Annotated in this window: 8 protein-coding genes; 2 read left to right on the forward strand and 6 right to left on the reverse strand. The window is 67.8% G+C overall.

What is annotated here, in order from left to right; translation table 11 throughout:
* Positions 1–6: 6 nt before the first annotated feature.
* Both J2W36_RS16315 and J2W36_RS16320 read left to right on the forward strand, forming a co-directional pair.
* Positions 7–2,232 (forward strand): 3-hydroxyacyl-CoA dehydrogenase NAD-binding domain-containing protein, encoded by a 2,226-nt coding sequence (locus J2W36_RS16315; RefSeq protein WP_307690809.1) that lies wholly within the window; start codon positions 7–9, stop codon positions 2,230–2,232.
* Positions 2,233–2,324: 92 nt separating this feature from the next.
* Positions 2,325–2,630: a hypothetical protein gene (locus J2W36_RS16320; protein WP_307690810.1), complete on the forward strand. Its 306-nt coding sequence runs from the start codon at positions 2,325–2,327 to the stop codon at positions 2,628–2,630.
* 247 nt (positions 2,631–2,877) lie between these two features.
* On the opposite strand, the gene J2W36_RS16325 is transcribed toward J2W36_RS16320, so the two are convergent.
* From J2W36_RS16325 to tssM, 6 genes are read right to left on the reverse strand one after another with little or no spacing between them, the layout of a single operon-like run.
* Positions 2,878–4,368, reverse strand: coding sequence for a serine/threonine-protein kinase (locus J2W36_RS16325; protein ID WP_307690811.1), 1,491 nt, complete (start codon positions 4,366–4,368; stop codon positions 2,878–2,880).
* 28 nt (positions 4,369–4,396) lie between these two features.
* Positions 4,397–5,266, reverse strand: a complete 870-nt coding sequence (locus J2W36_RS16330; protein WP_307690812.1) for a c-type heme family protein — start codon at positions 5,264–5,266, stop codon at positions 4,397–4,399.
* Between the two features lie 22 nt (positions 5,267–5,288).
* Positions 5,289–6,173, reverse strand: a complete 885-nt coding sequence (locus tag J2W36_RS16335; protein ID WP_307690813.1) for a FecR family protein — start codon at positions 6,171–6,173, stop codon at positions 5,289–5,291.
* Positions 6,173–7,720 carry a type VI secretion system contractile sheath domain-containing protein gene (locus tag J2W36_RS16340; RefSeq protein ID WP_307690814.1) on the reverse strand — a complete coding sequence of 516 codons (1,548 nt, stop codon included), beginning with the start codon at positions 7,718–7,720 and terminating at the stop codon, positions 6,173–6,175. The genes J2W36_RS16335 and J2W36_RS16340 overlap by 1 nt, the downstream gene beginning before the upstream one ends.
* On the reverse strand, positions 7,710–8,444 hold the full coding sequence (gene tagF, locus J2W36_RS16345; protein WP_307690815.1) for a type VI secretion system-associated protein TagF: 735 nt from the start codon (positions 8,442–8,444) through the stop codon (positions 7,710–7,712). The genes J2W36_RS16340 and tagF overlap by 11 nt, the downstream gene beginning before the upstream one ends.
* 21 nt (positions 8,445–8,465) lie before the next feature.
* Complete coding sequence (tssM, locus tag J2W36_RS16350; protein ID WP_307690816.1) at positions 8,466–12,050, reverse strand: type VI secretion system membrane subunit TssM; 3,585 nt, start codon at positions 12,048–12,050, stop codon at positions 8,466–8,468.
* Positions 12,051–12,057 lie beyond the last annotated feature (7 nt).

Here is a 12,057-nt window from a genome sequence, read left to right on the forward strand (position 1 = left end):
GAATCCATGACCACACTTCAACTGCACAGCGGCGACGATGGCGTCGCGCTCATCGAGATCAACCTGACCGACCGGCCGATGAACGTGCTGACGCCGGAACTGATCGCCGACCTGGCCCAGGCGGTGGAGCAGGTGGCGTCGTCGCCCGACATTCGCGGGGCCATCCTGACGTCCGGCAAGCCGGGCGGCTTCGTGGCGGGCGCCGACATCAAGGGCTTGCTCGCGCTGTTCGACACGGGTCCGATTGCGCCGGCGCAGGGCGCGGCGGTCGGCGAGGCCTTCGGCCGCCTGGCCCGCCGCATCGAGACCTGCGGCAAGCCGTTCGCCGCCGCACTCGAGGGCCTGGCACTGGGCGGCGGGCTGGAACTGGCGCTGGCCTGCCACCACCGCGTGCTGGTCGACCTTCCCAAGGCGGTGGTCGGCCTGCCCGAGGTCGGACTGGGCCTGCTGCCCGCGGGCGGCGGCACCCAGCGCCTGCCGCGCCTGATCGGCATCGAGAAGGCGCTGGGCCTGCTGCTCACGGGCCGGCACGTGCGCCCCGCCGAGGCGCTCAAGCTGGGCATCGTCCACGCGCTCGCGGCGCCGGGCGAGGTCGTCGATGCGGCGCGCGGGTGGCTGCTGGCGCAGCCGAGCGCGGTGCAGCCGTGGGACGCCAAGGGCTTCCGGGTGCCGGGCGGCGTCGGGCCGACGGCGCCGCATGCGAGCCGCAGCTTCACCGCCGGTACCACGCTGCTGGCAGGCCAGACCCAGCGCAACCTCCCCGCGCCGCTGGCCATCCTGTCCTGTGTCTACGAGGGCACGCAGTTGCCGCTGGACGTGGGGCTGCGCCTGGAGCGCAAGTATTTCGGGCGCCTGCTGGCGGACCCGGTGGCGCGCAACCTGATGCGCACGATGTTCGTCAACAAGGGGCGGCTGGACAAGCTGGCCAACCGCCCGGCCGGTGTGCCCCTGTCCAAGGTGCGCAAGCTCGGCGTGCTGGGCGCCGGCATGATGGGCGCCGGTGTCGCGCACGTGGCGGCGGGCGTCGGCATCGAGGTGGTGCTGCTCGACAGCACGCTGGCCCAGGCCGAGCGTGGCAAGGCGCATGCGGCGCGCCAGCTCGACAAGGCGATCGAGCGCAAGAAGAGCACGCGCGAACAGGCCGATGCCGTGCTGGCGCGCATCCTGCCTACGCAGGACTACGCCGATCTGGCAGGCTGCGACTTCGTGGTCGAGGCCGTGTACGAGAGCCGTGAGGTGAAGACCGACGTGACGCGCCGCGCCGCCGCCGTGCTGCCGACCACGGTCGTCTTCGGCAGCAATACCTCGACGCTGCCGATCACCGGCTTGGCGCAGGCGTTCGACCGCCCGGCAGACTTCATCGGTGTCCATTTCTTCTCCCCGGTCGAGCGCATGCCGCTGATCGAACTGATCCGCGGCGAGCAGACGAGCGACGCCACGCTGGCACGGGCGCTCGACCTGGTGGCGCAACTCAAAAAGACGCCGATCGTCGTCAACGACAGCCGCGGCTTCTTTACCAGCCGCGTCTTCGGCACCTTCGTCAAGGAAGGCATCGCCATGCTGCAGGAGGGCGTGCTGCCTGCGCTGATCGAGAACGCTGCGCGCCAGGCCGGCATGCCGGTGGGGCCACTGGCGGTCGTCGACGAGGTGTCGCTGGACATCACGCTCAAGGTCTATGCCCAGTGGCAGGCCGACGGCGTGCAGCCGCCCTACGAGCCTGCCCTGTCGATCGATGCCACGCGCCGGATGGTCGAACAGCTCGGCCGCAAGGGCAAGGCCGCAGGCGCCGGCTTCTACGAGTACCCCGAGGGCGGCCGCAAGTTCCTCTGGCCCGAGCTGGCCACGCATTGGCCACCGGCGGCGCAGCAGCCCGCGGTGGATGAGCTCAAGCGCCGCTTCCTCACCATCCAGGCGCTGGAAGGTGCGCGCTGCGTCGAGGAGGGCGTGGTGCTCGACCCGGCGGATGCGGACGTCGGCTCGATCTTCGGCATCGGTTATCCCGCGTGGACCGGCGGCGTGCTGTCGTACATCGAGAGCGTGGGCCTGCAGGCCTTCGTCGCGCAGAGCGTGCAACTGGCCGAGCGGCACGGCGAGCGCTACAGGCCGTCGCCGTGGCTGATCGCGCGCGGAGGGCGGGCAACTGTTTCATCCGCCCCTGGCCGTGGCGGCCTGAACGCCTTGCAAATCAGCCAAGCGAAAGCTCATCCGCCATCGAGTAAACTGCATTTGTAACAAGTTGCGTCAAAATGTCAACGCAGGAGCCAGTTTGGTATTTTTTCCTTTGCGCCAGCTTGGCGCAAAGTCTAACTTTGAAGGAATTCAACATGAAAAAAATCCTTTTGCTCCTGGCGAGCGGAACCGCAATGCTGTTGATGGGCTGCGCGGCAGTTCCGGGAGCCAAGGAAGGCGAAGTGGCTCCCAAAATATCGAAATACGGGGATGAACTTCGGTGGGACAACGTGGGCTCTTTCGGGCCCGTTCCCCCCGCGCTCGCGATGACGGCGGCTGCCGACTGCGCGACGCTCAATAAAGCGGACACCAAGTATGTGGCGACGGGATACCATTCCAAGGCACTGGACTTGAACGGCAAACCGTTCCCGGGTGGTGGCTATTTCTGCACGAAGCAGTAGTTCGACGTTCGATGCCGCGCTGAAGAATTTGCGAGTTGCTCAGCGCGGGTACGGTAGTTTGCCAAAGCAAGATGACCTGGTTGACTCGACATCGTCCGTTCTCAACTGCGACGATGCAGTCAGCAAACCCAATGGCGCTGATGAGGATCAGAGAGAATAATTAACATAAATAAAGTTGTATTTATGATTTGAAGCTCAGTGCGAGCGGGGGCTGGCGTCCATTGGCATAAGTGCCGCCCGTGCCGCCTCACGCCAGCGCCGCCAGTTCGCGCTGCAAGCCGGCACGATCACCTTCGGCTGCGGCTTCCACCAGCAGTTGCACGAAACGGTTGCGGTCGCCCAGGCACTGGTCGCCCGCGCGTTTCACAACCACCCTGGCGATGGGCCCCAGGTGGCGCACCATGACCTGCAGGGCGCGGGCCCTGAAGTCTTCGCTCAGCACAGCGGCCATGGGCGTCGGTGCCAGCGTGCCCGGCAGCTGCGTGGCGCCGCCTGTCGGCCGGGCCTGGCTGGGTGCGGCGCCCAGAGCGCTGCCCAGGGGCTGGGCCTGGCTGCCGGCGGTGGCAGTGCTCATGAAGGCCTGGCGGCGGCCGGATTCGAGGATGTGCACCGATACCGCGGTGGCCAGGCTCACCACATCGTTGCAGCTGCCGGCCGCCTGTCGCACCATCAGTCGCGCCATGGGGCCGATGTGGCTGGCCAGCGCACGTTCGATGCGGCTGAGCTCTTGCGGGTCCCAGCCCGTCGGTACGGCGGCCGTTCGCATCGAGGTGCTGGCTGCCGTCACCGCGCTGGGTGGTCGCGCGGGTGGCGTTGCCCTTGCCGCCACGTCCACGGCGCCAGCCCATTGGCCTGGTGCCACGATCACGGTGGCATCGCTGCCGCCCGCCGGTGGCGCCACCGCAGCGCCGGCGCCGCTGGCGATGTGGAGCAGGGCCTGGCGCATCTCCTGGGCGCTGGTGAAGCGCTGTGCTGGCAGCTTGGCCATGGCACGCGCCACGATCGCGTCGTAGGCGGCGGGCCGGCGGCCTTCGCTCACCACGCTGGGTGCCGGGGGATGCTCGTTCAGGATCTTGTACATGATCACCTCGGCACTGCCGCTGAAAGCAGGCCGGCCGGTGAGCAGGCGATACAGCAGCACGCCGCAGGCGAAGAGGTCCGCGCGGTGGTCGACGCCTTCGCCCATGTATTGCTCGGGTGCCATGTAGCCCGGTGTGCCGATCATCGAGGAGACCTGGGTCAGCCCGGCATGCTCGATGCGGGCGATGCCGAAATCGGTCAGCTTGACCTGGCCGGAAGCGGTGAGGATCAGGTTGGCGGGCTTGATGTCTCGGTGCCAGACGCCGTGCGCGTGGGCCACCGCCAGTGCGCCGAGCAACTGCTCCATGATGCGCACCACCTGTGCTTCGTCGAGGAGGGGCGTGCCGGCCAGTACCTCGTCGAGGTTACGGCCCAACACGAACTCCATGGCGATGTAGGCGGCGCTGTCGTCCTCGCCGAACTCATAGATCGCCACCACGCCCGGATGTGCGATGCGGCCGACCGCCTGGGCCTCGTTGCGGAACCGCGCGGCGATGGAATCCTGGGCCTCGTTGTCGCCCAACAGCTCCTTGTGGATGACCTTGATGGCCACCGGCCGGTGGATGTGCGGGTCAAAGCCCTTGTAGACGACCCCCATCGCGCCGCGACCCAGGACCTCCGATATCGTGTACTTGCCGATGCGCTCTGGAACTGCCATGGGGTGATGTCAACTTGTCCGTGCGCTCTCAGGCTTCGAGCATTTTCATGGCCTGGTCCAGGCTCTTGCGCATGCGCCCGAAGGACTCGGACAGCACGCCGATTTCGTCTTTCGACTTCACTTCGAACTCGGGTGCTTCTTCACCCAACGACACCTTGTCGGCGATGCCGGACAGCCGCGTCACCGGCTGGATGACCAGCTTCCAGAGCATGAAGTTGAGCGCCGCGCCGATCAGCAGGAAGACCGTGGCGAGCACGCCGGCGACCACCAGCAAGGCTTGGTCGGCGCGGCGCATCGGCACCGTCATCGGAACCGAGACCACCTGCGCGCCCATGACCTCGTTGAGCCTCCAGCCGAAGCCGTTGGAAGGCCCGTAGCGGTCCACCAGCGTCTTGGGCGCCATGTCCGGCGTGGTGTGGCAGGACATGCAGGCCGGGTTGGTGATGCGGATCGGCCGGGCGATGTAGAGAGAGGTGCCGGTCGGCGTCTCGCGCTGGCCGATGAATTCCTTCATGTCGGGCGTCTTGATGAATTGGTTCACCACATCCTCTTCCCATGCGACGGCCTTGTCGCGCGGATTGGTCGGATTGAGCATGGCCGACTTGAAGCTGTACTCCGGATAGGTCTTCTGCAGTGTCTCCAGCACTTCGGCGGCCGAATAGGCCGGCACCGACTGCGGCAGGAAGGTGTATTTCATCTGCGTTTCGAGCAGCGGCTTGATCTGGTTGGCGGTATAGGCGCTCACCGCGTTGGCCTTCTCGATGAGCAGGCGTGCGCGATCGGCCACCTCGTCGGTCGCAGCCTTCTGCAGCAGGGTCCGCGCGACGAGGCTGGAGCCAGCCAGCCCCACGAGGAAGACCAGCAGGAAGATCAGGTTGAACTTGAGGAGCAGTTTCATGGTGTGGGTCGTCGTTGGATTCTTAAGGGGCGGTGTGTTTGGGGCGGGGCGGGAACAGGACGGGCTCCCATTCCGGATGCGCTTTCATGTCGGCGACCAGTCCACGGCGGAATTCCGCATCCTTGGTCAGCGGACGCCAGCGCGCCAGATAGGCGCGGCGCAAGGACGGCGAATCGACATCGAGCCAGGGCTGGGCGTCGGCATAGGCCAGCGGCGCCAGCAGTTTCGGTTCGAGCGGATGGTCCTGGAACTTTGCCGCGCGCGCGGGCAGGGCGTCGACAAAGGCGCGTGGCAGGGCGGACACGAAGGTCTGCGTCGGGCGGTTGCTGAGCTCGGCTTTGGCATCGACGCCGTTGCCCAGGCTGAGCAGTTCGCCCGACGCCAGGGTCTGGACGGACGCCGGAGCGCCGCCGCGCCGCACACCCGATTCGCCGGCTTCCGCGAAGACCCGGGCGCCGTCCGGCTGCACCCAAAGTATCAGGGTGCCGCCGGTGGTCGACACATCCAGGGGCGATGCCGCCACCGTGGCCTTCACCCCCTTGGGCGCGCTCAGCTTCAGCCAGCCGTTGAGCAGGTAGAGGCAGGCGCCGGCGCGTTCGCCGGGCAGCCGCGGTGAGATCAGGGCCCGACTGCCGGGGCCGAGCGCGAGGCTCAATCCGTCCGGCAGCTCGATGCGCGCCAGGCGCGCCCCAGCCGGCACCTCGATCACGTCATCGGGCCGCAGCATGACCCCTTCTGCAAGAGCGAACTTGCCGGTCTCACGCAGAAGGAAGGCGCTGCCATCCAGGATGGTCAGCAGGCCCGACGATGGCGCTGCCGGCGCGGCACCTGCCAGGCCCGACCACAGCGCCATGGACATGGCCAGCGGCTGGAGGATGCGACGGCGTAGAAAGAACATGAGGGGCATCAGGATCCATCCAGTGAAGCAAGCAGCGCCTGGAGGTCGGGGTCCATACCGATGCTCGCGCGGCTGTCGCTGGCGGCCTTTCGCGGCGCGCCTGGGCTGCTCGCCAGGTCGTCGCCGTTGATGGCCTGCAGGTCGGACAGGCGCACCAGCGGCTCGCCCTTGCGCGCCATCACGGCGTTGATGCCGAAGTCGCGAAGCAGCGCTGCGGCGTCGGTGTTCACCATGCGTTCGGTGCAGGGCAGGGCGATGGTGTCACCTTGCTTGTCGATCAAGCAGTGGAAGGGCAGGTCGCCGATGGTCAGTGGGACGTCGCGCGTGGCCAGCACACTCACGGCCAACAGCGCCGGATGGCCCCAGAGCATGCCGCGCAGGCCGGCGGCAGCGTCGAATTCCTCGAAAGCGAAGCTGGAGATCGGGTCGCTCTTCTTGCCGTACGGATGGCGCAGCAGAAAGCGAGGCGTCATGAGCGCCAGGAAGGAGGCATCGGGCATGTCCTTCAGGGCGGTGAAGGCCTCGCGGACTCGCCGCTGCGGTGGCTCGCGGCGGTCGGTGAAGGCGTCCGGTGCGATGGCTGTGATGAAGGGCGCCTGGGCATGTGCGGCCACCCGGGCCGCGCGGCCCAGCAGTTCGGCGTGCGACGGCGTGGCTTCAAAGCGGTAGCAGGCAGCGATGTACGCATAGCCGCCATCGGCCTCTTCGGCCTGCGTGGCGACCAGTTGCCGGTACAGGCCGGAGTCAGCCAGGTCATCGACGCCGCTGAGGTCGGCGGCCAGCTCCTCGGCGCTGATGTCGATCAGGTGGACTTGCAGCTGGTGGCTGGTCTCCAGGCGGCGCAGCAGGAAATCGACCCCGCGCCACAGCGACTCCACGTTCTGGAAGTCGGGCTGGTGCAGCACGGCGCGCATGGCGTCGGCCAGGGCTTGATCGACGCTTGCGATCAGCGCATCCTTGTTGGGTGCGGCAGCAGCAACCACGAACGGGCTGACGATGCGGCGCAGCAGGGCGCCGATCAAGACGTCCTCGCTCCGGGCCGCTGGCTGGGCACGTCCGGTGAGGCGGGCGAAGTCGTCCAGGTTGGCGCCAGCCGAGAGCGCCCCGCCCTTGGCATGGCTGCGCATAGCGATCGGCGATGCGGCGGCATCGGTGTCCAGGCCCCAGTCCTTCATCTCGGCCGCGGCGGCGGCGAAGGTTGCGGTGTGGTCGAGGCGTTTGCGCAGCGAGGCCAGCGCCGAAAAAATCTCCAGATCGCGGTACAGCGCGTCGGGATGGAACGACTCCATTTCCGACACCGTCACTTGCACCGGTGCGCCACTCCGGCCCAGGGGCAAGGTCATTTTCAGCTGCAGGCGCGACAGGGCGTCTTCGAGCGTGTCGAACTCCACCTGCTGCGGCTTGCGTCGGGCCAGGGCCGCACCGGTCTCCAGCCGGCCGGCCAGAGCGCCGCCGCCGAAGTCGCCGAGGATGGCGATGCGCAGCGGGCGCTTGGGGTTCCAGGTTGTTGCGGGCAGGCCGATGCCGCCGAAATTGGGTGTCCAGTCAATGGTCATGGGCGCTTGTGCTTGTGAGGGTGGCAACGGGCAAAAGAGGGGCGGCAGCCGCTGCCGAAGTGCCGCTGACGAGTTGACGGAAAGCGGCGCCGCAGGGCAGGCCGCGTTCGGTGTGGATCTGGGTGCGGCCTGCGGCATCGGGCCTGAGCCAGAGCGTCATGCCCGGTGGCTGGGCGTGCAGGTCGATGCCGGCGATGGGTCCGTCGGCGGGATCCTCCGAGGGGGGCCAGGTACCAGTGCCGATGAGCGCAGATTCGAGTTGATCGATCGTCCAGTCGTCGTTCAGCGCATCGAGGGCGATGTCGTCGAGCCGCTGCAGCCAGCGCAGCATCCACTCGGTGGTGCCACCATCGCCGGGCAGCGGGCTCAGCGGCTGGGCCAGGGTGAGGGGGAAGTAGCGGCCGACCCGGTCCACCGAGGGCATGAGCACGCCGGCCCAGGCCGTTTGGCCGCAGGCGCCGGGCAGAACGCTGGGCATCAGGATGAAGCGCCAGCTCGGCGCGGCCAGGTATTCATCCAGCCAGGTGTCGGGCGCGTCGTGCCGCCATGACGCGATGCCTTGGGCCAGCCAGGCGTCCCAGGCTTCCACAAAGTCAGGCCCCAGCCGGCGCGAGGCGAAGTCGCCCAGGCTCGGCAGTTTGCCGTACCAGCCCACCGCTGCGGCTTTGGACTCGGGTGCGGGTTCGAGCGGCAACATGGCGATGCGTGCAATTGAGGGTTCCATACGGCTCCGGGCGCGTGCGCCTTACAGCCCGTCCGGGCAGCGGAAGGACGGCATCTCGCGCATGCGCAGCGGGTTGATCGCGCTGCTCGAGATCACTTCCATCCTGGCCCGCTTGCCGTCGAGGTTGAGCATCACGGTGAAGCGTTCTGGCTGGGGCGAAGCCTGCACCTCGAAGGCATTGATCAGGCGCATCAGTGCCCACGGGCCTTCGAAGAGCTGGGAGGCGCCGCCGTTGGCGCTCAGCTTGATCTGCGAGGCCACCCGGGTGCTGGGCCAGCTGATGGTCTGCGCGGCAGTGTTGCCGGTGGCGAACTTCAGCGCCTGGCCGTCCACATCGATGGTGATGTCCTTCATGCCTTCGGGCATTTCCAGAATGCGCAGATCCACCTTGAAGCCCGGCGCCTTGCCGCCGTTGCGGAAGAAGGCCTCCTTGATCTTCGCGGCCCGCTGGAAGTCGGCCAGTGCCGCGCCACCCGGTGGCTTGGTGCCGTCGGCCAATGGTTTGTAGACCCATGGCGTGGTGCCGATGTCGACCATGTTGGCCAGCCGGCGCTGATAGAAGTCGTCGAACATGCCGCCCGCCCCGAAGAGCTGGCCAAAGTCGTCGGGCAGCACGTCGGACTTGGAGCCCTGCGCGAACGGGTAGCGGCCTGCGATGGTGCGGGCGCAGAAGTCGGTGATCGGCTTGAGGTCAGAGGACAGGCCCTGCCGTTCGGCGTTCATGCTCTGGCTGGCACCCGCATCGCCAAGCTGCTGGAGCATCGACTTGATGGGCTCTGGTTGCAGGGCCGCAGCGGCCTTGGCCGAGGCGGCGCCACCGGCGCCTGCGGGCGGCGGCGCGCTCTTGCTCTTTTGCGCCGCGTCCACCGCGTTGAGCTGCACGAACAACTCGTTGAACATCCGCGTCACGTCGTCAATGGGCGCGGGCGTGCCCGCGATCAGACGGTGCAGATAGGCGAAATGCTCATCCACCATGGCTTCCATCGGTGCGCCGGCCACCTTGGCTCCGGTCGCAGGGCCTGCACCCGACAAGGCTGCCATTTCCTCCTTGGCCTTGGTCGCCTTTTCATCGAGCTTGGCCAGAGGATTGGCTACCCCTGCGACTTCGGCCTGCGCCTGCGCCGTCAGCTGGGTCTCGCGATCGACGCCGCGCAGATAGGCCGGCAGTGGCGAGTCGGGCGCGGCCAGCACCCGGGCCACGGCCAGGCTGCGGTCGAGCCCGCCGAGCTTGACCAGGCGCACGTCGGCCAGGTAGGCATCCCAGACCTTGATGTATTCCTGCAGGTAGAGCCGGCGCACCCGCGCGGCCACCTCGCCGCCATGGTTGCTGGCGATGGCTCCGAGCGCGGTGCTGGCCTGCGCCTGCAACGATGCATCTGGCGTGGCGCTGCCCAACACCCATTCCTGCTCGTCTTCGAGCTGGCGCGCGACCTTGGCCACCGCGCCCTTGAAGGCCTTGAAATATCCGTCCCGGGTGAACAGCCCTGGCACGCCGCGGGTGATGGGTTGGCCGCTGGCCCGCTCGAACACCTGGCCCGCATTGGGGCCTCCGGCCGAGGCAACCGAGAACTCGGGGAATTCGCTGCCGACCTGGGCGCGCCTGAGCCGGCTGAAGATGCGGTATTCGAACGGATAGGCGCCCAGCATCTCGCGCACATTGGCGACCAGGTTCTTGTCCATCGGCGCCAGGGCGCGCGGCGCGCCGTCGGCCAGCGCGGCGTCGAGGTGGGTCGCCAGCGCGGCACGTTGCTCTGGCGTCAGGGTGCCGCCAAGGTTGGTGTCCCAGTCGAGCGTGACCCAGGCCTTGAGCGCGTCGGGGTCGAAATGCGCCGGCGTGTAGAGCATCAGATAGCCCTTGAGCGCTTCGTAGGCCAGCTCCAGGTTGTCGCGGTTGACCGCGCGCAGCCGCTCTTCCAGGCGCTTGGCCACCCGTGGCAGCAAGGCCTTGTCGAGCAGGTGCCGGTAGCCGATGTTGGCACCGGCCTGAAGGTACTCACCCTGATACAGGCCCAGGGTGTCGAGCAGGGGCGGGTGGTCGATGTCGTGGCCGGCCTGCAGGGCTGCGCCGGCCACCTTGTCGAGCACCTGCGGCAAGCCCGACACGTCGGTGCTGCCGGCCGGCGGCAGGGCATCGACCGCGGCCTTCACATCCGACAGGCGGCCGTCTACCTCGGCCACATAGGCCCGGTTGTGCAGATAACTGATCGTCCAGCCGGCGATCAGCAGCAGGCTGACGAGGGCCATCAGGCCCACGCCGACCCGCCACGCGCGACGCCGGCCCGCCTCCGCCCGACGGTTCTCACCGACCAGGCCCTGTTCGGCGAACACCACCTCGCGCAGCAGGCGCGACAGGAAGAAGCTTTTGCCGCGCGAGGAGGCGATGGAGGCCGCCTTGCTGTCGACGCCGAAGGTGCGCGCCAGCGTGCCCAGCACCCGGTCGATGGGCGTGCCTTCCTGGGTGCCACTGGTGAAGTACACGCCGCGCAGCAGAGCGCGCTCCTCCAGGTTGCCACCGCCGTCGAAGACCGATTCGAGAAAGCCGCCCAGCAGGCCTTTGAGGCCGGCAAACTGCTGAGGAAAGGAGAAGATGGCGGCCCGCTTCATCGGGTCCTGTTCGGCCTCCATGCGATCGAGCAGGCGGTCGCGCAGGTGTGTTTCGAGGGCCGCGAATTCGCTGCCGAATTCCTGCACCGGCGTGTCGCGGCCACTGGGGTCGTAGGGGAGGCTGAAACCCCAGACCTGCTCGCGCTCCTCCTTGCCGAGCTCGCCGAAGGTCTCGTTGAAACCGGCGATCAGGTCGGATTTGGTGACCAGCACATACACCGGCGGCCTGATGCCCAGGCGCTCGTGCAGCTCCTGCAGGCGGGTGCGCAGGCGTGCGGCGTGTTCCTTTCGATCGGCCGGCGTCTGCTGCAGCAGGTCCTGGATGTTGACGGTCAGCAGCACGCCGTTGATCGGTCGTCGCGGCCGGGTCTTCCTGAGCAGGTCGAGAAATGTCTCCCAGGCCGAGGCATCGATCTTTTCGTCGGACTGTTGCAGCGTGTAGCGGCCGGCGGTGTCGATCAGCACCGCCTCGTCGGTGAACCACCAGTCGCAGTTGCGCGTCCCGCCCACGCCCTTGACCGAGGCCTGGCCCATCTTGCCGGCCAGCGGAAAGGTGAGCCCGGCGTTGAGCAGGGCGGTCGTCTTGCCCGAGCCCGGCGCGCCGATGAAGATGTACCAGGGCAGCTCGTAGAGGTAGTGCCCGCGCTGGAAGAAGCCGCGTTTGCCCGACTGTCTGGCGCTGTCTTCCAGCACCTTCAAGGCTTCACCGAAGCGTTGACCGAGCTGCTCGGACTCGCGGTCGGCCTTGCTGGCGACGCCGGTCATGCCTTCCAGCATGGCGGCATTGGCGCGTCGGCGGCGCAGCACGCCCATCACCAGTGCTGCGACCGCGACCAGGACGATGGCGCCGATGACGAGGCTGCGGGTCCAGGCACCGTCCAAGGGACGGCTCCCGCCCAGGGACAGCAGCGGGCCGACCCACCAGATCAAACCCGCCAGCGAGCCCAAGCCGAGCGCCGTAAGGGTGCGCGGGTTCAGGAGGATTTTCAGGATGTTGTTCATGCCGTGC

Source organism: Variovorax ginsengisoli (assembly GCF_030811835.1).
GTDB classification, from domain to species: Bacteria; Pseudomonadota; Gammaproteobacteria; order Burkholderiales; family Burkholderiaceae_C; genus Variovorax; species Variovorax ginsengisoli_C.